Genomic DNA, 23,002 nt, shown 5'->3' on the forward strand with positions numbered 1-23,002 from the left:
CGCGGACCCCATCGACCAGGCCCCCACAACCAGGCCCCACGACCAGGCCCACGATCAGGCCAAGGAGACTCATGAACACCGGTGAACTCGCCGAACTCGCCGAGCTCGGACAGCAGTTGCGGGTGGACAGCGTCCGTGCCGCGGCCGCCGCGGGCTCCGGGCATCCCACCTCCTCGATGTCCGCGGCGGACCTGGTGGCCGTCCTGCTCGCGCGCCACCTCCGCTACGACTTCGACCACCCGGACCACCCCGGCAACGACCGCTTCGTGCTCTCCAAGGGGCATGCCTCGCCGCTCATGTACGCCGCGTTCAAGGCGGCCGGCGCCATCGACGACGAGGAACTGCTGACCTTCCGCAAGCTCGGCAGCCGGCTGGAGGGCCACCCGACACCCCGGAAGCTGCCCTGGGTGGAGACCGCCACCGGCTCGCTGGGGCAGGGACTTCCCGTCGGGGTCGGCATCGCGCTGGCCGGCAAGCGCCTGGACCACGCCGACTACCGGGTGTGGGCGCTGTGCGGCGACAGCGAACTCGCCGAGGGCTCGGTGTGGGAGGCCGCCGAGCACGCGGCGTACGAGCACCTGGACAACCTCGTCGCGATCGTGGACGTCAACCGGCTCGGCCAGCGCGGCCCCACCCGGCACGGCCACGACCTCGACGCCTACGCCCGCCGCTTCCGGGCCTTCGGCTGGCACACCGTGGAGGCCGACGGCCACGACGTGGACGCCGTGGACCGTGCCTACGGGGAGGCGCTGTCCACCCGGGGCCAGCCCACCGCGATCCTCGCCCGCACCCTCAAGGGCCGGGGCGTCGAGGCCGTCCAGGACCGCGAGGGTCTGCACGGCAAGCCGCTGCCCGACGCCGAGGAGGCCATCGCCGAACTCGGCGGTCCCCGCGATCTGACGGTCCGGGTGCACCAGCCGCCGGACGCCCGCGCGCTGCACTCCGTGCCCACCGGGCAGTTCACGCCGCCCCGCTGGGACAAGGGCGAGAAGGCGGCGACCCGGGACGCCTTCGGTGAGGCGCTGGCCGCCCTCGGCACCGCCCGCGCCGATGTCGTCGTCCTCGACGGTGAGGTCGGCGACTCCACCCGCGCCGAGCTGTTCGCCAAGGAGCACCCCGAGCGCTACTTCGAGTGCTACATCGCCGAGCAGCAGATGGTCGCCACGGCCGTCGGCATGGCGGCCCGCGGCTGGACCCCGTACGCGGCCACCTTCGCCGCGTTCCTCACCCGCGCCCACGACTTCGTCCGCATGGCGTCGATCAGCGGCTCCGGCCTCTGCCTCGTCGGCTCGCACGCCGGTGTGGCCATCGGGCAGGACGGTCCCAGCCAGATGGGCCTCGAGGATCTGGCGATGATGCGGGCGGTGCACGGCTCGACCGTGCTGTACCCGTGCGACGCCAACCAGACCGCCCGCCTGGTCGAGGCCATGGCCGTGCTGGACGGCATCCGCTATCTGCGCACCTCCCGCGGCGCCGGCCCGGTGATCTACGGCCCCGACGAGCGGTTCCCCGTCGGCGGCAGCAAGGTGCTGCGCTCCTCCGGCGAGGACCGGCTGACCTTCATCGCGGCGGGGGTCACCGTGCCCGAGGCGCTGGAGGCGGCGGATTCGCTGGCGGAGCTGGGCATCGCCGCGCGGGTGATCGATCTGTACTCGGTCAAGCCCGTGGACCGGGACACCCTGCGCCGGGCGGCCGACGAGACGGGCTGCCTGGTCACCGTGGAGGACCACCACCTCGAGGGCGGCCTGGGCGACGCGGTGAGCGGGGCCTTCACCGACGGGCGGCCGGTGCCGCGGCTGGTGCGGCTGGCCGTGCGGTCGATGCCCGGTTCGGCGTCCCCCGAGGAGCAGCTGCACGCGGCCGGCATCGACGCGGAGTCGATCGCGGCGGCCGGACGGCTGCTGGTGGAGGAGGCGATCGTGCCGTGAGCGAAGGCGCCGCGCGCTCGGTGCGGGCCGGCCGCCGTACGGTGCGGGTGCACCGGCCGGACAAGGTGCTGTTTCCCGGCTCCTCCCGCTCTTCCGGCTCCGGCTCTTCCGGCTCTCCCGGTTCTTCCGGCACCTCCGGATCCTCCGGTTCTTCCAGATCCTCCGGTTCTTCCGGCGGCGGCAACGTCCCGGAGTACACCAAGGGCGATCTCGTCGACTATCACCGGGCCATCGCCCGGTTCATGCTGCCGCATCTGCGCGGCCGGCCGCTGATGCTGGACCGGCGCCCGGACGGCATCGACGGGCCCGCCTTCATGCAGAAGAACACCCCGGACAGCTACCCGGAGTGGATCACCCGGGCCAAGGTCCCCAAGGAGGGCGGCACGGTCGTGCACACGGTGTGCGACGACACCGCCACCCTCCTCTACCTCGTCGACCAGGCGGCCATCACCCTGCACCGGTGGCTGTCGCGCACGGACTCGCTGGACAACCCCGACCGGCTGGTCTTCGACCTCGACCCGCCCGGTGACGACTTCGGGACGGCACGTGAGGCGGCACGGCTGCTGGGGGAGCTGCTGGAGGAGCTGAAGCTGCCCTCGGCGCTGATGACCACCGGCTCGCGCGGACTGCACGTGGTGGTGCCGCTCGACGGCCGGCACTCCTTCGACGAGGTGCGCGACTTCGCCCGGGAGGTCGCCGACACCCTGGCCGAGGCCCACCCCGACCGGCTCACCACCGCCGCCCGCAAGAAGGACCGGGGCGACCGGCTCTACCTGGACGTGCAGCGCAACGCCTACGCGCAGACGGCGGTCGCCCCCTACACGGTGCGCGCACTGCCGGGCGCCCCCGTCGCCGCCCCTTTTGCCTGGGACCAGCTGGACGATCCGGGCCTCACCGCCCGCCGCTGGACCATCGCCGACGCGCTGGAGCAGGCCCGCACGGATCCCTGGGCGGGACTCCTGCGCCGCGGCCGCGCCCTCGGCCCGGCCCGCCGTCGCCTGCGGGAGCTGCACGGAAGCCACTGACGGAGGCCCCGGGATGCCGCTGACCCAAGGTGCACGCACGCCGCTCACCGAGGCGCACGCACGCCGCTGATCAAGCGGCCGGACGTCGCTGACCAGCGCCGCGGCAATCGGGACGGGTCCCGGAGGTTTGGCGAACAGACTTGCGGCCACACGGAGGGGGAGGTGGCCATGGCGAACGCAAAAGACCCGGACGAACCATTGAGTTCACAGGAAACCCAGGACTCGCACGAGTCCCGCAAGCCAACACGAAGCGCCAAGAGAGCCGAGAGCACCAGGGCCAAACGTCCGACCGCGATGGAGATCCTGCGCCAGGCGCGCGGGCAGCTCGCGGAGCTGACCGGCATGGAAGCCGAGTCGGTGACGTCCTTCGAGCAGACGGACGAGGGCTGGGCGCTGGAGGTCGAGGTCCTCGAACTCGAGCGCGTGCCCGACACGATGAGCCTGATGGCGAGCTACCAGGTGGAGCTGGACTCCGACGGACAGCTCACCGGCTACCGGCGCGTACGCCGCTATGAACGCGGGCGTTCGGACGCGCGCAGGTCCGGCGGCCGCTAGGCCGCCCAGGCGAGATCACCCAGCATCCACACACAAGGGAGGAACAGCCGGCATGACAGTCGTACCGGCACAGCAGACCGGCGGCGGAGGCGGCAGCAGCGGCCTCTACGACGTGCTTGAGCTTGTTCTGGACAGGGGGCTCGTCATCGACGCATTCGTGCGCGTGTCCCTGGTCGGTATCGAGATTCTCAAGATCGACGTGCGCGTCGTCGTCGCCAGCGTCGACACGTATCTGCGCTTCGCCGAGGCGTGCAACAGGCTCGACCTCGAGGCCGGGCCGCGCAAGGACCCGGGCCTTCCCGACCTCGTCGGCCAGGTCACCGAGTCCGGCGCCCGCGGCAAGTCCAAGGGCGCCCTGTCCGGCGCGGCCGAGACCATCTCCGACGCCTTCCGGCAGGGGCGCGAGGGTGAGGGCGAACGCGAGACCCAGTCGCGTCCGCGCACCCGCAAGAGCACCTCGTCGCGTCGTAAGGAGGAGCAGGAGTGAGCACCTACGTCTACGGCATCACGGCGAGCTCGCACCCCTCGCTCCCCGAGGGCATGGGCGGCGTCGGCAACCCGCCGCTGCCCCTGCGCGTGCTGAAGGCGGGCGACCTCGCGGCCGTCGTCAGTGACGCGAGCGAGGATCTGCGCCCCAAGCGCAGGGAGCTCCTCGCCCACCAGAACGTGCTTGCCGAGATCGGCGCGGCGGGCGCGGTGCTGCCGATGCGCTTCGGCAGCGTCGCCCCCGGCGACGACGCCGTCGTCCATGTGCTCACCGAGCGGGCGGACCACTACAAGGAGCGGCTGCGCGCCCTGGACGGCCGGGTCGAGTACAACGTCAAGGCCAACCACGTCGAAGAGGCCGTATTGCACCACCTCATGGCCGGCAACCCGGAGATCCGCGCCCTCGCCGAGTCCAACCGGCAGGCGGGCGGCGGGAGTTACGACGACAAGCTGCGCCTGGGCGAGATGGTGGCCGCGGCGGTCAAGGCCCAGGAGGCCGAGGACGCCCTGGTTCTGCAGCGCGCCCTGGAGCCGGCCGCCGACGCCGTGAGCGTGGGCCCCGAGTCCACGGGCTGGCTGGGCAATGTCTCGTATCTGGTGGAGCGGGCGACGGCCGAGAACTTCCTGGCCGCCGTGGAGCAGGTCCGCACGGACATGCCCCATCTCGAGGTGCGCCTGAACGGTCCGCTCCCCCCGTACAGCTTCGTCGAGCCCGGCCCGGCCGAGCCGGCGGGCACCACCGCGGGCGGGGCGGACGCCGGAGCGGGGTGAGGTCATGGGTCTGATCTCCGAGGTGCTGCTGCTGCCGTTCGCCCCCGTGCGCGGCAGCGGCTGGGCCATCAAGCAGGTTCTCCGTGAGGCGGAGCGCATCTACTGCGACCCCGCCGCCATCCGGGCCGAACTGGCCCGGCTCGAGGAGCAGTTGGAAGCCGGGGAGATCACGGAGGAGGAGTTCGACCAGCAGGAGGACGAGCTCCTGGACCGGTTGGAGATCGCGACGCGCCAAGGCGCGGGTAGAGGGGACGGGACGGCACCGCAATGAATCGAATGGGACTCGGCCTCGCCATAGGGGCCGGATACCTTCTCGGACGGACGAAGAAGCTGAAGATGGCGGTCGCCGTCGGTGGCCTCGTCGCCGGGAAGAAGCTCAATCTCGGCCCCCGGATGGTCGCGGACCTGCTCTCCCAGCAGCTGCGGGACAACCCGCAGTTCAAGGAGATCGGGGACCAGCTGCGCGGCGATCTGCGCGGGGTCGGCAAGGCCGCCTCCGGCGCACTGGTCGAGCGGCAGCTCGGCGCCGTCGCCGACCGGCTGCACGGCCGCACCGCCGCGCTGCGCGAAGAGGTCGCGGGCGGCGGCACCGGCGACGGTGACGACCGCGACGAGCGGGACGAGGAGCCCGCCGAGGAGTACGACGACGAGCAGGAGGCGCGCGAGCCGGACGACTCGGCCGACGACGCCGAGGAGGCCGAGGAGTCCGCCGACGAGCGGGCGCCGGCCCGGAAGGCACCCGCCAGGAAGGCCGCGCAGAAGCCGCCGGCCAAGAAGGCGGCGAAGAAGGCACCCGCCAAAAAGGCACCCGCCAAGAAGGCACCCGGCAAGAAGGCCGCGGCGACGAAGAAGGCCGCAGCCCGCAGGACGACCGCCGCCAAGAAGACGGCAGCCCCGCGCGGCGGCCGCTCGGGTTCCGCGAAGGGAGGCGGTGAGCGATGACCGACACAGTGGATTCCGCCCGCGACACCGCCCGCGGGCAGGGCGGCGGCAACCCGCTCGCCGATCTCGCGCACAGCGAGGCCGCCGACCGCCTCAAGGCCGAGCTGCAGGACTACCTCGCCGCGCAGGCCACCCGCCTGCTCACCGGCGTCGGCCGCAAGCTCGGCGAGACCACCGGCAAGCTGAACGACATCGCCGAGGGCAACAGCCCCGGCATCGGCAAGCTCGCCCTGGACGGCGGACGCAAGATCGCCGAGGGCAAGGGACCCCTGCGCAGCGCCCTGGAGCTCGGCGCCTCGCGCGCCAAGGACAGCGTCAAGGGCGCGGTGAAGGGACTGGGCGGCGGCAAGAGCAAGAACAAGCGCACCGCCGGCAACAAGCCCACCGTCATCATCGAGCACATCGACGTCGCCGTCCCGGTGCGCACGGCCTACGACCAGTGGACCCAGTACCAGGACTTCAGCACCTTCGCCAAGGGCGTCAAGAGCGCCAGCAAGTCGGACGACACCACATCCGACTGGCAGGCGAAGGTCCTGTGGTCCAACCGCAGCTGGAAGGCGCAGACCACCGAACAGATCCCCGACGACCGCATCGCCTGGACCTCCGAGGGAGCCAAGGGCACCACGAAGGGCGTCGTCTCCTTCCACCGGCTCGCGGACAACCTCACCCGCGTGCTGCTGGTCATGGAGTACTACCCCTCCGGCTTCTTCGAGAAGACCGGCAACATCTGGCGCGCCCAGGGCCGCCGGGCCCGGCTCGACCTGAAGAACTTCGCCCGCTTCATCACCATCAAGGGAGAGGCGGAGGACAGCTGGCGCGGTGAGATCCGCGAGGGCGAGGTCGTCCGCAGCCACGAGGACGCCATCGCCGAGGAGGAGCAGGAGCACGAGGAGTCCGAAGGCGAGGAGTCCGAGGGCGCGGAGCCCGGGGCGGAGGCCTCCGAGGGCGAGCCCGAGGACGAGTACGAATCCGAGGACGAGCCCGAGGACGAGTACGAGGACGAAGAGGGCGAAGGCGAGTACGACGAGGAGCCCGAAGAGGAGTACGACGAGGAGACCGCCGAGGGTGAGCCGGCCGACAGCGACGACGACGAGGCCGAGGACGCGGAGGACGCCGAGGACGCGGAGGACGCCGAGGACGCGGAGGACGCCGAGGACGCGGACGACGCCGAGGACGCGGAGGACGAGGACGACGAGCCCGAGGACACCTACGAGGACGAGGACGAGTACGACGACGAGGCGGACGACGAGGGCGTCCGTGACGAGGGCGGGAGCCGCCGATGACGACCCCCGGCCGCCTTCCCGAGCCCTATGGCCAGGGCGGCGGCGCCAACCTCGCCGACATCCTGGAACGGGTGCTCGACAAGGGCATCGTGATCGCGGGCGACATCCGCATCAATCTGCTCGACATCGAACTGCTCACCATCAAGCTGCGCCTCATCGTCGCCTCCGTCGACAAGGCCAAGGAGATGGGCATCGACTGGTGGGAGACCGACCCGGCGCTCTCCTCCCGGGCCCGCCGTGACGAACTGGCCCGGGAGAACGCGGAGCTGCGGGAACGGCTGGCCGCGCTGGAGGAACTGGAGGCCGGCCGCGACCAGGTGCGGTCGTCTACGACGTCCGCACAGGAGCAGGCACACAGGGAGGCCCCGTGATCGGACTGCGGTACGTCTACGCCGTCTGCCGCCCCTTCAGCACACCCCTCCAGGCACAGCTGTCCGGCGTGGCGGGTGATCCGCCCCGGCTGCTGACCCATCACGGCCTGGTGGTCGTGGTCAGCCATGTGCCGGAGGCGGACTTCGCCGAGGAGCCGCTGCACGCCCATCTGGAGGACCTCGACTGGCTGAGCGGCGTCGCCCGCGCCCACCAAGGGGTGATCGACGCCCTCACCACGGTCACCACGCCGCTGCCGCTCCGGCTCGGCACCGTGTTCCGCGACGACAGCGGCGTACGGACGATGATCGAGGCGCGCGAGGAGTCCTTCCGGGACACCCTGGACCGGCTCGAGGGCCGCGTGGAGTGGGGCGTCAAGGTCTTCCTGGAGGAGGCGCCGAAGCAGGAGGCCGCCGCCCCGGCGGCCCGTCCCGCGTCCGGCCGGGACTATCTGCGGCAGCGGCGCTCCCAGACGAAATCGCAGGACGAGCTGTGGCAGCGCGCGGAGCTCTTCGCGACGCAGCTGCACGAGGCCCTGTCCCGGGTCGCCGAGGACTCCCGGCTGCACGCCCCGCAGAATCCCGCGCTCTCCGGGGCCTCGGGGCGCAATGTGCTGAATGCCGCCTATCTCGTCCCGCGCGCCGGGTCCGAGCAATTCGTGGAAAAGGTGGACCAGACGAAGGGTGAATTGCCCGGAATCCGGGTGGAACTCACGGGCCCGTGGGCCGCCTATTCGTTCGCCGGTGAAACCGCTCCGGAATCCGCGTCCGGTGAGGAACGGCCCAACGCGAGGGAGAGGTCGTGACCGTAGTCGAACGCCGCGAGATCGCGCTGGTGGACCTGCTCGACCGGCTGCTGGCCGGCGGGGTCGTCATCACCGGGGACATCACGCTGCGCATCGCGGACGTCGACCTGGTCCGCATCGATCTCAACGCGCTCATCAGCTCGGTGAACGCCAATGTCCCGTCGCCCTTCGAGGAGCTCCGTTGACAGACGACCAGCAGCCGTCCGCCAAGCGCCGGGCCCGGCTCGACCTGGAACCCGACACGGTCGAGCGCGACCTGGTCAAGCTCGTGCTGACCGTGGTGGAGCTGCTGCGCCAGCTGATGGAGCGGCAGGCGGTGCGCCGGTTCGACGAGGGCGATCTGACGGAGGAGCAGGAGGAGCGCATCGGCCTGACACTGATGCTGCTCGAGGACCGCATGGCCGAGCTGCGAGACCGCTACGGACTGCGGCCCGAGGACCTGAATCTGGACCTCGGGCCGCTCGGACCGCTGCTGCCCCGGGAGTGACCTTCCGGGCTTTCGCCGGCCGGTCATTCCCGGGGCAGCCGGGTACCGCTCTTGGAGAACTATCTCTTTGTCACCACCGGTACCAGCGTCCCCGGCCGCCGCCCGCTGTGGTGCTGCGCATGACGAAGCCCAGCAGCCACACCACGAGAACCGCCACCGCGATCCACCACAGTGCCTTGACGGCGAATCCGGCGCCGAACAGGATCAGAGCCAGAAGCAGAACAAGAAGAATGGGAACCATAATGTCATCAACCTCCTGACATGCTGGTTGCCCGCATCTCGCTTTTCATGGCTCCTTTTCTGCAGAGAATTTCTCCGTGCAGAACGGCGAACCATCCGTCGTCCCGCGCACCCCAGTCGCGCCAGGCCCCGGCCACCGCCTGAAGCTGCTCGTGCGCGGCATGCCCGCCCTCGACGGCCAGACCGGCGCAGGACGACAACACGGTGCGGTCGGCCCACAGTTCGCTCCACCACCGCCGCTCCTCGGGGGTGGAGAAGGTCCAGGTGGAGGACGTCGCGGTGATGTCCGTCAACCCGGCGGCCAGCGCCCAGGACTTCAGTCGCCGCCCCGCGTCCGGCTCGCCGCCGCCGGCCCGCGCCACCCGCCGGTACAGGTCCAGCCAGTCGTCCAGGCCCTTGGACGGCGGATACCAGGTCATCGCCGCGTAGTCGGAGTCCCGTACCGCGATCAGCCCGCCGGGCCTGGTCACCCGCCGCATCTCGCGCAGCGCCCGCACCGGGTCGCCCACGTGCTGGAGCACCTGGTGGGCGTGCACCACGCAGAAGCTGTCGTCCGGGAAGGGCAGGGCGTGCACGTCCCCGACGGTGAAGTCCGTGTTCGTCAGCCCGCGTTCGGCGGCCGTCGCCCGTGCCTGCTCCAGCACGCCCGGTGCGCGCTCCAGCCCGGTGACATGCCCGCCCGGGACCAGCTCGGCCAGGTCGGCGGTGATGGTGCCCGGTCCGCAGCCGACGTCCAGGATCCGCATGCCGGGCTCCAGGGACCCGAGGAGGTATCCCGCGGAGTTGGCGGCGGTCCGCCAGGTGTGGGACCGCAGCACCGACTCGTGATGCCCGTGGGTGTAGACGGCGGTCTCCCGTGACGCAGCAGGCATGGCGGGCCCACCCTTCTCGTGTCGTGGGGCGATAACGGCGATAACGGCGATAACGGTGATAACGGCGATAACGGCGATAACAGGGACGCTCGTCACGCTACGCCCCCACTCACATGATGAGACCCCTGTTTCACATGCTGGTCACCCGGCGTGACGTCAGGCGGTGACCGTCCGCCCCGGTAAATCGTTTGATCCCTGGTCGGGCGGCTCGGACAATCGGCTCCCATGGGCCATCTGGAAGCAGCACACCTGGAGTACTGCCTCCCCGACGGGAGGCCGCTCCTGGGCGATGTCTCCTTCCGGGTCGGCGAGGGCGCCGTCATGGCCCTGACCGGACCGAACGGAGCGGGCAAGACGACCCTGCTCCGCCTCCTGTCCGGCGAGCTGAAACCGCACGCCGGATCCGTCACCGTCAGCGGCGGCCTCGGCGTGATGCGCCAGTTCGTGGGCTCCGTACGCGACGAGACCACCGTCCGCGACCTGCTCGTCTCCGTCGCACCGCCCCGGATCCGAGAAGCCGCCCGCGCCGTCGACCGGGCCGAGCACGCCGTCATGACCGTCGACGACGAGGCCGCCCAGCTCGCCTACGCCCAGGCCCTCGCCGACTGGGCCGAGGCGCGCGGCTACGAGGCCGAGACGCTGTGGGACATGTGCACCACCGCCGCACTCGGCGTGCCCTACGAGAAGGCGCAGTGGCGGCAGGTGCGCACGCTCTCCGGCGGCGAGCAGAAACGGCTGGTCCTCGAGGCGCTGCTGCGCGGCGGCGACGAGGTCCTGCTGCTCGACGAGCCCGACAACTACCTCGACGTGCCCGGCAAACGCTGGCTGGAGGAGCGGCTCGCCCAGACGCACAAGACGGTCCTGTTCGTCTCCCACGACCGTGAACTGCTGGCCCGCGCGGCCCAGCGCATCGTCTCCCTCGAGCCGAGCCCCAGCGGCGCGGACGCCTGGGTGCACGGCGGCGGCTTCGCCACCTACCACGAGGCCCGCCGCGACCGCTTCGCCCGCTACGAGGAACTGCGCCGGCGCTGGGACGAGAAGCACGCCCAGCTGAAGCAGCTCGTGCTGAACCTCCGTCAGGCCGCCTCCGTCAGCGACGGCATGGCGTCCCGTTACGCGGCGGCGCAGACCAGGCTGCGCAAGTTCGAGGAGGCGGGGCCGCCGCCGGAGCCCCCGCGCCGGCAGGACATCACCATGCGCCTCAAGGGCGGCCGTACGGGAGTCCGCGCGATCACCTGCGAGCAGCTGGAACTCACCGGCCTGATGAAGCCGTTCGACCTGGAGGTGTTCTACGGCGAACGGGTCGCCGTGCTCGGCTCCAACGGCTCCGGCAAGTCGCACTTCCTGCGCCTGCTCGCGGGCGACGACGTCGCGCACACCGGCACCTGGAAGCTGGGCGCCCGCGTGGTCCCCGGGCACTTCGCCCAGACCCACGCCCACCCGGAGCTCGAGGGCCGCACCCTGCTGGACATCCTCTGGAAGGAGCACGCCCAGGACCGGGGCGCCGCCATGTCCCGCCTGCGCCGCTACGAACTCACCGGCCAGGCCGAGCAGACCTTCGACCGCCTCTCCGGCGGCCAGCAGGCCCGCTTCCAGATCCTGCTGCTCGAACTCCAGGGCGTCACCGCGCTGCTGCTCGACGAGCCGACGGACAACCTCGACCTGGAGTCCGCCGAGGCACTGCAGGAGGGGCTGGAGAGCTTCGAGGGCACGGTCCTCGCGGTCACCCACGACCGCTGGTTCGCCCGCTCCTTCGACCGCTTCCTGGTCTTCGGCTCCGACGGCAGGGTCAGGGAGACACCGGAGCCGGTCTGGGACGAGCGCAGGGTGGAACGGGTCCGGTAGCCGACACCGCGGGAGGGCCCGCCTCCCGACGGACCGTCACTCCGCTCCGCTCACTTCCAGCGCAGCAGCGCGCCCAAGCCGCCCACCGGGGTGTCGTCGTCCAGGCCGGGGACCACGGTGACGACGAGCGCCTCGGCGTCCGTGGTCACCACCGAGCGGACCAGCGCGTCGTCCGCGCGGGCCGCCCAGGACCGCTGCTCGCCCAGAGTCTTGAGCTCGGTGCGGCGCAACGCCAGCTGGTCCGGGTCCTCACCGATCCACACCTCGCGGTGCGCGTCCGGCCCGTCCGGGCGGATCAGCAGCTCGTCGATGCGGTGCTCGCGCGCCGCCTCGACCAGCGCCGGCACCCCCTCCACGGCGCCCGCGCCGCCCGCGTCGTCCCGGCCGCGGGCGGCCAGGAACCGCTCCAGCTCGGCCGCCGCGTGCGCCTGCACATGCTCGGTCCGCGCCCGGTCCACGTCGTCGTCGAGCAGCCTGCTGCCGGCGCCGTGCGAGCCCTCCACCACCAGAGGGTGCAGCCGCTGCGGCAGCCGCCGGCGCACCTCGTGCCGCTCGCGGTCGTCACCGACCAGGATCAGCAGATCGGCCCCGGTCTCCTCCTGGCTCACCGCCAGCGCGTCGGCGATCTCCGCCGCGTTGTGCTCCCAGGTGTTCTCCACCCGCAGCTGGAAGTGCCGCTCGGACCAGTCGACGGAGCTGGTGCGGTGCACCGGCCACTGCCGTCCGGTCACCCCGCCGGCCTCGTCCCGGCCCAGCGCGCTGCGCAGCTCGAAGTCGGCGCCCTTGCGGTCGACGTAGGCGACGATGCACACGGGATCCTCCCCGGCCAGCTCCAGCAGCGGGGTCACCCGGGGCAGCGGCGCCCAGGAGGCTTGGTCGCGCTGGGGCGCGCGGGCCAGCGGAGGATCCAGCACCACCTCGCCCCCGCGGGCGAACAGCGCCCGGCCGTGCGGCTCCGAGGAGTGCCGCAGCTCGTCGATCGCATGGCCCACCGCCCGGCAGGTCGCCTCGTCCGCGCCCTGCCCGGCCAGCTCGCCCGCCATCGCCCGGGCGGTCAGATGCCGCTCGTGGGGCGTGTCCTCGGTGTGCCGGGAGGTGCCGACGTACACCGAGGCCCAGGGGCCGGAATGTTCGTAGAGTGGATGCAGAAACGCGAGATCCATGGCTCCCTCCCGGACAGCGCTCGGGGCAGTGCTTGTGGGCAGGACCGGGCGGGTACCCGGACCGGACAGACGAACACGACGAGCGGGGCACACGATGACCGGAGTCGACCCGAGCCACCTGGACGACCAGCAGCTGATGAAAGAGCTGGAGAACATCCACCGCACACGGCACGACACCCTGCTGTACGGGTCCAACGACGCGCTGCGCACCCACAACGAGCGCATGGCGCAGCTCGAGGGTGAGTATCTGCGCCGCAACCCGGACCGCCTCGTCGCCGCGGCCCGCACCCGCGAGGGCGCCCGCGAACGCGACTGCGCGGACTCCGCCACACCCACGACGCCGGGGACCTGAACGCATCCGTCCAGCTCCCCGGCGTCGCAGCCGGGCCCTCAGGGGCCATGGGCCGGCTCTCAGGCCGCCTGCTTCTCCTTCTCCTCGGCGAACACCTCCAGCAGCGTCCCGCAGAACGCCTTCAGATCGGCCGGTTTGCGGCTGGTGACCAGCTTGCTCGGCGCGTGGTCGCAGACCTTCACCTGCTCGTCCACCCAGGTCGCCCCGGCGTTGCGCAGATCCGTCCGCAGGCTCGGCCAGCTGGTGAGCACCCGGCCGCGCACCACGTCCGCCTCGATCAGCGTCCACGGCGCGTGACAGATCGCGGCCACCGGCCGTCCCGCCTCGAAGAAGTCCCGCACGAACGCCACGGCCTTGGCGTCCATGCGCAGGAAGTCGGGGTTCGCCACGCCGCCCGGCAGGACCAGCCCGTCGAAGGAACCGGCCGACGCCTCGCCGACCACCTCCTGCACGGGGAAGGTGTCCGCCTTGTCGAGATGATGGAACGCCTGGATCTTCCCCGGCTTCGTCGACACGAGCACCGGCTCGTGCCCTGCGCCGACCGCCGCCTGCCAGGGCTCGGTCAGCTCGACCTGCTCCACACCCTCGGGCGCGGCCAGAAACGCGATACGCATGACAGTCCTCACGTCCTTTCCCCACAGTCGTTGCTGCGCGCGGTTCTCATTCGTCCGCCATTCGTCCGCCATTTCGTCCGTCATTCGTCCGTCACTCGTCCGGTTCCGCGCGGCTGATGTCCGCCAGCGCCGAACCGGGATCCTGCGCCTCGGCCAGGTCGCCGAGGCTCACCATGCCGACCGGCAGGCCGTTCTCCACGACCGGGATCCGGCGCACGGCCTTCTGCCGCATCAGGGCAACCGCCGTCGCCACCCGGTCGTCCGGGCCGAGCGTCAACGGCTCCCGCGAGCACACCGATCCGACGCTGACACTCATCGGGTCCGCGCCGTCGGCGACCGCCCGGACGGTGATGTCCCGGTCGGTCAGCACGCCCACGACCTGCTGGCCGTCGGCCACCACCACATCGCCGATGTTCTGCGAACGCATCAGCTGCGCCGCCTCGACGAGCGAGGCGCCCGGACGCACGGCGACCACGCCCGGAGTCATCACGTCCTTGACGTACTCGGCCATGACTGGTCGTCCCTTCCGGTCCTCCACCTCGCCGGGCTACGCCGTCTCCGTCTCCCGTGCGCGGGTCAGCGCCTCGGCGAGTTCCTGCAGGTTGGGGTAGCGCGCCTGCCGCGGCAGCCGCTCCAGCGCCTCGATCAGCGCGTCCGGTGCGTACCGCCGGTCCAGGGCGCGCACCAGCTCGCGCGGGCCCGCGGGGAACGCGCCACGGCTCAGGAACCGGGCCAGTTCGAGCCGCACCGCCTCCAGCGACGTCGGCGCGCGACCCGGCGTCACCGGGCCGAAGGCCACCTCGGGGTCGTCGTCGGCCGACGGCTCCGGGTCGTGCCACTCCTCGCTGCGGGTGGGGTGCCCGGACCTCAGCAGACCCTGCAGCTCGTGCTTCATCTCGTCGTCACGGTGAACGCTCAGCCGGTCACTGCCTCGCTGCATGTCTCCCTCCACATCCATCGGGGGTCCGCACCGCGTACCCGGCACACGCAGACCGACACGGCCGGACACCGACGGATGTCCAGTAACCGCGACCCCACCCGCCCCCTGCGGGTTTGTGCGGCGCGGGACTGGTGACCCGGAGGGCATGCCCCCACGCGCCTCCTGGAAAGGGAACGGCCATGGCGGTGCTCGCTGCACTGATTCCGCTGCTCATGCTCGGCGTGCTGCTGTTGCTGGGACGCTACGAGGAACTGCTGCTCCCGCTGCGGAGCGAGGACGACGCCGGGCGGCGGCCCGAGCCGGCCGCCGCCCCCCGCGCATCCGCGCCGGCTACCTCGGCGGCCCTCCCGCCCCCGGCAGGAACTCCTGCACCTTCGCCTTGAAGCCCTGCTTGATCATGGAGCCGCGGTCGGCGTCGCCCTTGAGGACGGCGGCGGCCGTGGCCTCCAGCTGGTCCCAGATGGCGTGCGGCGGAATCGGCGGCACGGCCGGGTCGGTCACGAACTCCACCACCGCCGGGCCGTCCGCCTCCAGCGCGGCCCGCCAGCCCGCCTCCACGTCCTGCGGCCGCTCCACCCGCACCCCGGCCAGGCCCAGCGAACGCGCGAAGTCCGCGTACCGGACGTCCGGGAGCTCCTGGGACGGCAGGAAGGACGGAGCGCCCTCCATGGCCCGCATCTCCCAGGTGACCTGGTTCAGATCCCGGTTGTTCCACACACCGACCACCAGCCGCGGGTCCTCCCAGCGGTGCCGGTACTTCGCCGCCGTGATCAGCTCCGCCATCCCGTTCATCTGCATCGCCCCGTCGCCGACCAGGGCGATCGCCGGCCGGTCGGGGTGGGCGAACTTCGCGCCGATGGCATAGGGCACCCCGCAGCCCATCGTGGCCAGCGTGCCCGACAGCGAGCCCCGCATCCCCGTCCGCATGGTCAGATGGCGGGCGTACCAGTTGGTGGTCGAGCGAGCTGCGGTCGAGGCTGGAGGGGACCATCTTGAAGGCGTGCGCCGGCGGCGAGTAGTCCAGGTCCTGCACATCACCGGGGATGATCACCGCCGTCGGGCAGCGGCGCGCGTAGGCGGTGCGCACCGCCCGGTCCAGCACGTTCGGCAGCTGCTCCGGCACGGTCACCGTCGCCACGAACTCGGAGGCGACGTCCTGGAACAGCGCGTGCAGGTCCACCTCCTGCTGGTACGAGCCGCCCATCGCGGTGCGGTCCGTCTGCCCGACGATCGCCAGCACCGGCACATGGTCCAGCCTGGCGTCGTACAGACCGTTGAGCAGATGGACCGCCCCCGGCCCCGAGGTCGCCGCGCACACCCCGAGCCGCCCGCTGAACTTGGCGTAGCCGACCGCCTGGAAGGCCGACATCTCCTCGTGCCGCGACTGAATGAACTCCGGCTCGTTCCCGGCCCGCCCCCAGGCCGCCAGCATGCCGTTGATGCCGTCCCCGGGGTAGCCGAAGACGTGCTCCACCCCCCATTCGCGCAGCCTGTGCAGGACCTGATCGGCGACCTTCATACCCATGGACGACCTCCCGGACGTCAGCGGTGAACGGGCCTCGCGGAGCCGTACGAGTGACCGGCCGCGTCCCCGGAAAACCTGTGCGGGAGGTTTGGCGGGCGGGCGCGGGGGCAGGAGGAGTCACAGTGCTTCGGACAGGAGGCACGTCCGTGGCGGGCGGCGCACGCCGCAGCCCGGTGCTCCTGTCCCACATCTCAGGCGCGCCTCCCACGGTGACCATCCGTCCCCGAGCATTTCGAGGATCTGAGGCACCATGCCCACCCGCACCAAGCCCCATCCGCACGACGACGCCCCCGACACCGCCGACGCCTTCCGCCGGCTTGCCGCACTGCCGCCCGGCACCGGGCGGGACGCCCTGAAGGACGAGATCGTCCAGGCCTGGCTGCCCATGGCCGACCGCCTCGCCGGACGCTTCCGCAGCCGCGGCGAGGCCTTCGAGGACCTGCGCCAGGTCGCCGCGCTCGGCCTGGTCAAGGCCGTCGACCGCTACGACCCCGAGCTGGGCAACGCCTTCGAGAGCTACGCGGTGCCCACCATCACCGGCGAGATCAAGCGGCACTTCCGCGACCACATGTGGACCCTGCACGTGCCGCGCCGGGTCCAGGAGCTGCGCAACAAGGTCCGGATCGCCGCCCAGGACCTGTCCAACACGACCTCCGGCCGCCGGCCCACCGTCGCCGAGATCGCCGAGCGCGCCGACCTCAGCGAGGAGGAGGTGCGCAACGGGCAGGAGGCGCTGGAGAGCTTCTCCGCGCTGTCCCTGGACGCGGAACTGCCCGGCAGCGACGACGGCTACTCGCTCAGCGACGCGCTGGGGGCGCCGGACCCGGCGCTGGACACCGTGGTCGACCGGGAGGCCGTCAAGGACCGGATCGCCGCGCTGCCGGAGCGGGAGCGGGCCATCCTCTACATGCGGTTCTTCGGGGACATGACGCAGAGCAGCATCGCGCAGGAGCTGGGCATCTCGCAGATGCACGTCTCCCGGCTGATCAGCCGCTCCTGCGGCAGGGTCCGCAACGAGGTGCTGGGCGATGCCTGAGCCCCAGCCCCGGGAGGTCCGGCGCCCAGGAAGCCTGTGCCTGAGACCCTGAGACTGGGAAGCCCGCGCTCCGAGCCGGGAACTCCGTGCTCCGAGCCGGGAACCCCGCGCTCGGGCTGGGAACCCCATCGCCCCGACCCTTGATCGACCGGGCCCCGCGCCTCGTACGGCGCGGGGTTCACTCTGTCGGGGTGCCGACGCGGGCGGCGCGGCGGGACGCGGGCTGTGATGGGTGTGTGGCCCGCCCGCCGCGGCGTGCCCCTCACCCGTCGCTCGAAGGAGCCCGCAGCATGCGCCGCACCGTACGCGCCCTGTCCCTCGCCGCCGCAGTCGGCACCGCTCTCGGCGTGCTCGCACCGGTCGCGTCCGCGAGCCCGTTCGCGCCGCCGGAACGAGACGCCGCCCCCTCCGCCACCTGCACCCCGCAGCAAGGGCACCAGTCGTGGCAGGGGCAGAGCAGCAGTGCCGAGGAGAAGGAAGCCGAGGACAAGAAGGACCAGAAGGACCAGAAGGAGCAGAGCAAGGCGAAGGACGCCGAGGCCGGGCTCGAGGCCGAGCTGGACAGCCTGGAGACGGAGATCCTCGACGCGGAGGAGGAGCTGTCAGCGCAGGAGCACGACGTGCTCGTCCCCGACGGCACCGACGGCACCGACGGCACCGACGACACCGACGGCACCGACGACAGCGGCGACAGCGGCGACAGCGGCGACAGCACCGACAGCACCGACACATCTGCGGACGAGACCGTGCCGCAGAGCGGTGGAGCCGCCGGCCGGATGCCCGCGGAACCGGAGACTCCCGCCACCGACGAATCCCTGGCAGCCGATGAACCCCTGGCGGCCGACGACCCCCTGGCGGCCGAGGACGCCACCCGGCTCTGGGAGAGCGGGGCGGGCAAGCCCACCGCCAAGCCGTCGGCGAGCCACGGCAAGGACGCGGACTGCGGCAGGACCCGGGCCCCGGGCGGCGTCCACGCCGGCGACGGCGGTTCCCTCACCGACTCCGTGCCCGCCCTCGCCGCGGGCGGGCTGCTGATCGCGGGCGCGTTCGGCGCCGCCGCGCAGCGGCTCCTCGGTCGGCGCAAGGACCCCGGCCGCCACAGGTGAGCGTCCCCGGCCGGGCCCACCGGTGAGGCGCCGTTCCCCGCCCGGGACGGCCGTGCCGTGCGGCACGCGACCCGTGGCGGGGCCCATGCGCCCGGGGCACCGTGGGTACGTAAGACGCCTGGGGCACCCCACCGGGCCCCGGCATCACGACATCACGACAGGCCAGTCACTGCGCGGAGGCACCGATGCGGACCGACCCGGAAGGCCATGGACCGGTCCGTTTCGGACCTGCCGTCCCCGACGACGGGCTGCCCGTGCTGCCCGAACTCGCCGGGGTCCTCGCCGCCGCCGCGTCCCGCCCGGCCGCGGAACCCGTCGGCGGCGGCCCCGCCCTGCTGGAGGCCGCCCGCGGTTACTGGGAGCGGCGGGGACTGCCCGACGGGACCGACCGCATCGCCGTAGCCCCCGGCGCCCCCGCGCTGCTGGTCGCCCTCACCGCGGCCATCGGCGGCGACGTGCTGGTGCCCCGGCCCTGCCCCGCCTGGTGGGCGCCCTACGCCCGGCTGCTCGGCAGACCCGCCTTCCATGTGCCGACATCGGCCGGCAGCGGGGGCGTGCCCGACCCCTACGCGCTGCTCGAGACCGTGCGGCGGGTACGGGCGGAGGGCGGCGACCCGCGGCTGCTGGTGCTGTCCGTCGCCGACGACCCCACCGCCACCGTCACCGCCCCCGAACTGCTGCACGAGACCCTGGAGGCCGCGGTCGGCGAGGGACTGCACCCGGTCAGCGACGAGACCTGGCGGGACACCGTGCACGCCCCGCACGACACGGTGCTGCTCAGCCCCGCCGAGATGCTGCCCGGGCAGGTCACCGTCGTCACCGACCTCTCCGGGGCCCTGCTGCCGCCCGGCTGGCCCGCCGCGATCGCCCGCTTCCCGGCCGGCGAGGAGGCGGCCGCGCTGCACGCCCGGGTGCTGGACGCGCTCACCGCGCTCGACGCCCGGGTGGCCGCGCCCGTGACCGCCGCGGCCGGATACGCGCTGACCGAACCCGAGCCGGTCGCCCGGCGCGTCGCCGACTCCGTGCGCCTGCACGCCCTGGTGGCCCGTGCGGCGCACGACGTCATCGCCGCCACCGGCGCCCTCGTCCAGCCCCCGCAGTGCGGCCGCCACCTGTACGTCGACCTCACGCCGCTGGCGCCCGCGCTGACCGCCCGCGGCATCGGCGACGCCCAGGAACTGGAGGACTTCCTCACCGTCCGGCTGGGCATGCCCGCGCCGGGCGGCCACCGCTTCGGCGACGACCTCGAGGCCCCGCGCGTGCGGCTCGGCACCGCCCCCCTGCTGGGCGACACCGCCGAGCTCCGCGCGGAATCCCTCGGCGCGCCCGCACTGTTGGAACTGCCACACGTGCAACGCGCGTTGAAGCGCGTGCAGTCGGTCTTCGACGAACTTCGTGACGACGCTCAGCGATGGGAGCCTCCTCGATGACGCAGCAGTCCGAGCCGACAACCACCACCCGCACCAGCACGCCGGAAACCGGCCGGCCGGGCGCCCGCTCCCCGATGCCGGCCTCTCCCGTGTCACCGTCCCCCGTCGCGTCCCCGTACCCGCCGCTCGCGGAACCCCGCCCGCTCGCCGAACGGCGCGTGTGGCCGCGCACCTTCCACGACCGGCTCACCGCCCCGCTGCCCGGCCTGAAGGCCTTCGCCCGCTTCGCCCGCGAGGGCGCCGTACGCCCCGGCCCGGAAGGGCTGGCCGACATCCGCCGGCTGCCCTACGAGCCGGGACCGCTGCCCCGCGTCGATGCCCGCGGCCTGGCCGTCACCTGGGCCGGACACGCCAGCTGGGTGCTGCAGATCGGCGGGCTCACCGTCCTCACCGACCCGGTGTGGTCCCGCCGCATCCTCGGCACCCCGGCCCGGATGACTCCGGTCGGGGTCGCGTGGGAGGCGCTGCCCCGCATCGACGCGGTCGTGATCAGCCACAACCACTACGACCACCTGGACGCCCCCACCCTGCGCCGGCTGCCCCGCGACACCCCGGTGTTCGTGCCGGCCGGCCTCGCCCGCTGGTTCCACCGCCGCCGCTTCACCACCGTCACCGAGCTGGACTGGTGGGAGGCCGCCGAACTGCGGGGCGTGCGCTTCGACTTCGTCCCGGCGCACCACTGGTCCAAGCGCACCCTCACCGACACCTGCCGCTCCCTGTGGGGCGGCTGGGTGATCACCGCGCCGGACGGCCCCCGCGTCCACTTCGCCGGCGACACCGGCTACGGCCACTGGTTCTCCCGCATCGGCCGCCGCTACCCCGGAATCGACCTCGCCCTGCTGCCCATCGGCGCCTACGACCCCCGCTGGTGGCTCAAGGACGTCCACTGCGACCCGGAGGAGGCGGTGCGCGCCTTCCAGGACCTGGGCGCCCGGCACATGGCCCCCATGCACTGGGGCACGTTCATCCTCTCCGCCGAGCCCGTCCTGGAGCCCCTGACCCGCGTCCGTGCCGCGTGGGCGGCCGCGGGCCTGCCCCGCGACCATCTGTGGGACCTGCCGGTGGGAGCCTCGCGCGTCCTGGAGTGACCACCGGGGCCGCGGGGCGGCCGGCCGTTCAGCGGTGCCGCAGCCGGCGCCACACGCCCGGCGCCGTGCTGATCAGCAGCGTCAGCGCCACCGCGGCCGCCACACCCTCCCACGGCTCGGGGAACAGGGAACCGCCGAGCACGCCGATCAGCTGATACGTCGCCGTCCAGGCGAGACAGGCGGGGAAATTGCCGCGGACGAAGCGGCGCAGCGGCCACTCGGCGACCAGACAGGCCAGCATCACGGGGAGGCGGCCGGCCGGCACCAGCCGGGACAGCACCAGCACCGTCACCCCGTGATCGGCCAGCCTCGCCTGCGCCTGGGCCAGCCGGTCCTCCGGCGCACGCGCCCGGATCGCCTCCAGCCACCGTGAGCCGTTCCGCGATCCCATCCCGCGACGCCCCAGCCAGTACAGCGTCACATCACCGAGGAACGCGGCCAGCGAGGCCGTGACGAACACCAGCGCCATCGAGAACGGCGCCGTCCGATGCACCGCCACCACGGCCGCCGAACTCACCAGCGCACCCGTCGGGATCACCGGCACCAGCGCCCCGATCAGCACCAGCAGGAACAGCGACGGATAGCCGATCGCCTGCTGGGTCGCCTCGGGCGCCTCGGTCGCCGGTGCGGCGGCCAGCACGGCAGCGGCGGGCCACGGCGCACCGGTCGCCGGCAGCAGGGCGGCGGGCAGAATCACCGAGTGACCTCCAGGCGCACGCTCTCGCCGTGCCGCAGCCGGTGCACCACGGCTCCGGGAGCGTGCCGGGCCGCCAGCCGCGCGAACTCGTCGCCCGGCGCGTGGAACTCGTGCGGGCGCACGGCGTCCATCCCGATCGGCCAGTACGTGCCGTAGTGCACCGGCACCGCGCGGGACGCGCCCAGCAGCGCCAGCGCCTCGGCGGCCCGCCGCGCGTCCAGATGCCCGTCACCGAGGTACGGCCCCCAGCCGCCCACCGGCAGCAGCGCCACGTCGACCGGCCCGACCTCCTTGGCCATCGTGTCGAACAGGCCCGTGTCACCCGCGAAGTAGGTGCGCGCCTCGCCCTCGACGACATAGCCGAGGGCGGGGGAGCGGTGCGGGCCCAGCGGCAGTCGCCGCCCGTCGTGCCGGGCCGGAACCGCCCGCACCACGACCCGCCCGACCTGTGTCACATCGCCGGGCGCCACCTCGCTCACGCGCAGATGCGTCAGCCGGCGCAGTCCCGGCACCGCACGGGGCGCACCCCGGGGTACGAGCAGGCGTGTGCCCGGCGCGAGCTGGGCCAGGGAGGCCAGATGGAGATGGTCGGCGTGCAGGTGGGAGACGAGTGCGACGTCCGCGTAGCGCGCGTCGGGCGGAGGGAGTGCGCCGCGCCTGCGCCGCAGGTGCGCCAGCCGGCGTGCGAACAGGGGGTCGGTCAGGACACGGGTGTGCGAATCCTCGAGCGTGCACGTGGCGTGACCCCACCAGGTGATCTCCACCGGCACCCCTTCGCCTCCTTCGTGCGACTCCCCGAAGCGTACGGGCAGGAGTAGGGTCGGCGGCGAAAACCGGAGGTGAGGGGGCGCCATGGGGCCGGTGCGGGTGACGGCGATCGCGAGTCTGACGCCGCTGGAGGAGCTGGACGCCGACCCCTTCCTGGTGGACTCCCGCAGCCAGCACGCCATGTGCGCCCGCTGGGCCGCCGAACGCGGCTATGTCGTCACCCGGGAGCTTCTCGTGCGCGGGCTGCGCCCCGACCACGGGGCCCTGTGGGAGGGGGTGCGGCCGGGCACCGATCTGTTCGTCGCGCCCAGCCGGCGGGTGCTGGAGAGCGCCCTGTCGTCGGTGGAGGAGTTCACCGCGGAGTGCGCCCGGCGCGGGGTGCGCGTGGAGACGGTGGGCCGCGCCGAACCCTGCTACGACGCCGCGATGAAGGCCCGCGTGCACCGGCGGCTGTCCATGCCGACGGCGGGATACGACGGCTGCTGAGCCGCGCCCCGCCTCCGGGAGGCACAGGGATCAAGGGGACTCAGGGGATCAGGCGGACGCAGGGGGAGCACGGGGAGAGCACGGGGAGCGCAGGGGACTCGGGGGAGATCAAGGGGAGTCGGGGGAGACCAAGGAAGGCTCAGGAAAGGTCAGGGGACCGGGGCGCGTCAGGGATGCGTGGGGGACGGC

At 72.8% G+C, this 23,002-nt stretch carries 26 protein-coding genes and 2 pseudogenes; 19 read left to right on the forward strand and 9 right to left on the reverse strand.

The features are described from left to right. Positions 1 to 71 precede the first annotated feature (71 nt). The 12 genes from ABD207_RS18660 (at position 72) to ABD207_RS18715 (ending at position 8,651) form a co-directional block, all read left to right on the forward strand. Positions 72 to 1,928 carry a transketolase gene (locus ABD207_RS18660; RefSeq protein WP_344014239.1) on the forward strand — a complete coding sequence of 619 codons (1,857 nt, stop codon included), beginning with the start codon at positions 72 to 74 and terminating at the stop codon, positions 1,926 to 1,928. Beyond that, complete coding sequence (ligD, locus tag ABD207_RS18665; protein WP_344014240.1) at positions 1,925 to 2,953, forward strand: non-homologous end-joining DNA ligase; 1,029 nt, start codon at positions 1,925 to 1,927, stop codon at positions 2,951 to 2,953. Before ABD207_RS18660 ends, ligD begins: the two co-directional genes overlap by 4 nt. 168 nt (positions 2,954 to 3,121) lie before the next feature. Next, positions 3,122 to 3,508: a gas vesicle protein GvpO gene (locus ABD207_RS18670; protein WP_344014241.1), complete on the forward strand. Its 387-nt coding sequence runs from the start codon at positions 3,122 to 3,124 to the stop codon at positions 3,506 to 3,508. Positions 3,509 to 3,560: 52 nt separating this feature from the next. Next, a complete protein-coding gene (locus ABD207_RS18675) occupies positions 3,561 to 3,995 on the forward strand; it encodes a gas vesicle structural protein GvpA (RefSeq protein WP_344014242.1) in 435 nt (144 codons plus the stop codon). Next, positions 3,992 to 4,765, forward strand: a complete 774-nt coding sequence (locus tag ABD207_RS18680) for a GvpL/GvpF family gas vesicle protein (protein WP_344014243.1) — start codon at positions 3,992 to 3,994, stop codon at positions 4,763 to 4,765. Before ABD207_RS18675 ends, ABD207_RS18680 begins: the two co-directional genes overlap by 4 nt. Positions 4,766 to 4,769: 4 nt before the next feature. Beyond that, positions 4,770 to 5,036: a gas vesicle protein GvpG gene (locus ABD207_RS18685; RefSeq protein WP_344014244.1), complete on the forward strand. Its 267-nt coding sequence runs from the start codon at positions 4,770 to 4,772 to the stop codon at positions 5,034 to 5,036. Continuing rightward, complete coding sequence (locus tag ABD207_RS18690; protein ID WP_344014245.1) at positions 5,033 to 5,707, forward strand: DNA primase; 675 nt, start codon at positions 5,033 to 5,035, stop codon at positions 5,705 to 5,707. The genes ABD207_RS18685 and ABD207_RS18690 overlap by 4 nt, the downstream gene beginning before the upstream one ends. After that, positions 5,704 to 6,990 carry an SRPBCC family protein gene (locus ABD207_RS18695; RefSeq protein WP_344014246.1) on the forward strand — a complete coding sequence of 429 codons (1,287 nt, stop codon included), beginning with the start codon at positions 5,704 to 5,706 and terminating at the stop codon, positions 6,988 to 6,990. The genes ABD207_RS18690 and ABD207_RS18695 overlap by 4 nt, the downstream gene beginning before the upstream one ends. Beyond that, positions 6,987 to 7,361 carry a gas vesicle protein gene (locus ABD207_RS18700; RefSeq protein ID WP_344014247.1) on the forward strand — a complete coding sequence of 125 codons (375 nt, stop codon included), beginning with the start codon at positions 6,987 to 6,989 and terminating at the stop codon, positions 7,359 to 7,361. Before ABD207_RS18695 ends, ABD207_RS18700 begins: the two co-directional genes overlap by 4 nt. Then, positions 7,358 to 8,164, forward strand: a complete 807-nt coding sequence (locus ABD207_RS18705; protein ID WP_344014248.1) for a GvpL/GvpF family gas vesicle protein — start codon at positions 7,358 to 7,360, stop codon at positions 8,162 to 8,164. The genes ABD207_RS18700 and ABD207_RS18705 overlap by 4 nt, the downstream gene beginning before the upstream one ends. Next, positions 8,161 to 8,349: a gas vesicle protein gene (locus ABD207_RS18710; protein ID WP_260827285.1), complete on the forward strand. Its 189-nt coding sequence runs from the start codon at positions 8,161 to 8,163 to the stop codon at positions 8,347 to 8,349. The genes ABD207_RS18705 and ABD207_RS18710 overlap by 4 nt, the downstream gene beginning before the upstream one ends. Then, positions 8,346 to 8,651 (forward strand): gas vesicle protein K, encoded by a 306-nt coding sequence (locus ABD207_RS18715; protein ID WP_344014249.1) that lies wholly within the window; start codon positions 8,346 to 8,348, stop codon positions 8,649 to 8,651. The genes ABD207_RS18710 and ABD207_RS18715 overlap by 4 nt, the downstream gene beginning before the upstream one ends. Positions 8,652 to 8,721: 70 nt before the next feature. On the opposite strand, the gene ABD207_RS18720 is transcribed toward ABD207_RS18715, so the two are convergent. Both ABD207_RS18720 and ABD207_RS18725 read right to left on the reverse strand, forming a co-directional pair. Then, positions 8,722 to 8,892, reverse strand: a complete 171-nt coding sequence (locus ABD207_RS18720; RefSeq protein ID WP_164338052.1) for a hydrophobic protein — start codon at positions 8,890 to 8,892, stop codon at positions 8,722 to 8,724. A 7-nt stretch (positions 8,893 to 8,899) separates the two neighbouring features. After that, positions 8,900 to 9,763 (reverse strand): class I SAM-dependent methyltransferase, encoded by an 864-nt coding sequence (locus ABD207_RS18725; protein WP_344014250.1) that lies wholly within the window; start codon positions 9,761 to 9,763, stop codon positions 8,900 to 8,902. Positions 9,764 to 9,988: 225 nt separating this feature from the next. Here ABD207_RS18725 and ABD207_RS18730 point away from each other — a divergent pair, with 225 nt between their 5' ends. Continuing rightward, positions 9,989 to 11,608, forward strand: coding sequence for an ABC-F family ATP-binding cassette domain-containing protein (locus ABD207_RS18730; RefSeq protein ID WP_344014251.1), 1,620 nt, complete (start codon positions 9,989 to 9,991; stop codon positions 11,606 to 11,608). Between the two features lie 50 nt (positions 11,609 to 11,658). Here ABD207_RS18730 and ABD207_RS18735 read toward each other — a convergent pair whose 3' ends face one another. Then, positions 11,659 to 12,771: a baeRF2 domain-containing protein gene (locus tag ABD207_RS18735; protein ID WP_344014252.1), complete on the reverse strand. Its 1,113-nt coding sequence runs from the start codon at positions 12,769 to 12,771 to the stop codon at positions 11,659 to 11,661. A gap of 32 nt (positions 12,772 to 12,803) precedes the next feature. On the opposite strand from ABD207_RS18735, the pseudogene ABD207_RS18740 reads away from it, so the two are divergent. Then, a pseudogene (locus ABD207_RS18740) lies at positions 12,804 to 13,123 on the forward strand (DUF6158 family protein). 59 nt (positions 13,124 to 13,182) lie between these two features. Here ABD207_RS18740 and ABD207_RS18745 read toward each other — a convergent pair. From ABD207_RS18745 to ABD207_RS18760, 4 genes and pseudogenes are all read right to left on the reverse strand, one after another. Beyond that, positions 13,183 to 13,737 carry a type 1 glutamine amidotransferase domain-containing protein gene (locus tag ABD207_RS18745; RefSeq protein WP_344002031.1) on the reverse strand — a complete coding sequence of 185 codons (555 nt, stop codon included), beginning with the start codon at positions 13,735 to 13,737 and terminating at the stop codon, positions 13,183 to 13,185. Between the two features lie 91 nt (positions 13,738 to 13,828). Next, positions 13,829 to 14,248 (reverse strand): CBS domain-containing protein, encoded by a 420-nt coding sequence (locus ABD207_RS18750; protein WP_344014253.1) that lies wholly within the window; start codon positions 14,246 to 14,248, stop codon positions 13,829 to 13,831. Between the two features lie 36 nt (positions 14,249 to 14,284). Next, positions 14,285 to 14,677, reverse strand: coding sequence for a DUF2795 domain-containing protein (locus ABD207_RS18755; protein WP_344014254.1), 393 nt, complete (start codon positions 14,675 to 14,677; stop codon positions 14,285 to 14,287). Between the two features lie 330 nt (positions 14,678 to 15,007). Then, a pseudogene (locus tag ABD207_RS18760) lies at positions 15,008 to 16,196 on the reverse strand (thiamine pyrophosphate-dependent enzyme). A gap of 256 nt (positions 16,197 to 16,452) precedes the next feature. Here ABD207_RS18760 and ABD207_RS18765 point away from each other — a divergent pair. The 4 genes from ABD207_RS18765 (at position 16,453) to ABD207_RS18780 (ending at position 20,862) form a co-directional block, all read left to right on the forward strand. Further along, complete coding sequence (locus ABD207_RS18765; RefSeq protein WP_344014255.1) at positions 16,453 to 17,238, forward strand: RNA polymerase sigma factor SigF; 786 nt, start codon at positions 16,453 to 16,455, stop codon at positions 17,236 to 17,238. A 290-nt stretch (positions 17,239 to 17,528) separates the two neighbouring features. Continuing rightward, positions 17,529 to 18,344, forward strand: coding sequence for a hypothetical protein (locus ABD207_RS18770; protein WP_344014256.1), 816 nt, complete (start codon positions 17,529 to 17,531; stop codon positions 18,342 to 18,344). 185 nt (positions 18,345 to 18,529) lie between these two features. Continuing rightward, entirely contained in the window at positions 18,530 to 19,774 is a 1,245-nt protein-coding gene (locus ABD207_RS18775; RefSeq protein ID WP_344014257.1) for an aminotransferase class I/II-fold pyridoxal phosphate-dependent enzyme, read from the forward strand. After that, positions 19,771 to 20,862, forward strand: coding sequence for an MBL fold metallo-hydrolase (locus tag ABD207_RS18780; RefSeq protein WP_344014258.1), 1,092 nt, complete (start codon positions 19,771 to 19,773; stop codon positions 20,860 to 20,862). Before ABD207_RS18775 ends, ABD207_RS18780 begins: the two co-directional genes overlap by 4 nt. A 28-nt stretch (positions 20,863 to 20,890) precedes the next feature. On the opposite strand, the gene ABD207_RS18785 is transcribed toward ABD207_RS18780, so the two are convergent. Then, positions 20,891 to 21,502: a DedA family protein gene (locus tag ABD207_RS18785; protein WP_344014315.1), complete on the reverse strand. Its 612-nt coding sequence runs from the start codon at positions 21,500 to 21,502 to the stop codon at positions 20,891 to 20,893. A 53-nt stretch (positions 21,503 to 21,555) separates the two neighbouring features. Further along, the gene (locus ABD207_RS18790) at positions 21,556 to 22,329 is read right to left on the reverse strand and encodes an MBL fold metallo-hydrolase (RefSeq protein WP_344014259.1); all 774 of its coding nucleotides are present in this window, start codon (positions 22,327 to 22,329) and stop codon (positions 21,556 to 21,558) included. 82 nt (positions 22,330 to 22,411) lie between these two features. On the opposite strand from ABD207_RS18790, the gene ABD207_RS18795 reads away from it, so the two are divergent. Next, the gene (locus tag ABD207_RS18795; protein WP_344014260.1) at positions 22,412 to 22,813 is read left to right on the forward strand and encodes a hypothetical protein; all 402 of its coding nucleotides are present in this window, start codon (positions 22,412 to 22,414) and stop codon (positions 22,811 to 22,813) included. The last annotated feature ends 189 nt before the right edge of the window (positions 22,814 to 23,002 follow it).

This window comes from Streptomyces thermospinosisporus, from assembly GCF_039526425.1.
Lineage (GTDB): Bacteria > Actinomycetota > Actinomycetes > Streptomycetales > Streptomycetaceae > Streptomyces > Streptomyces thermocarboxydovorans.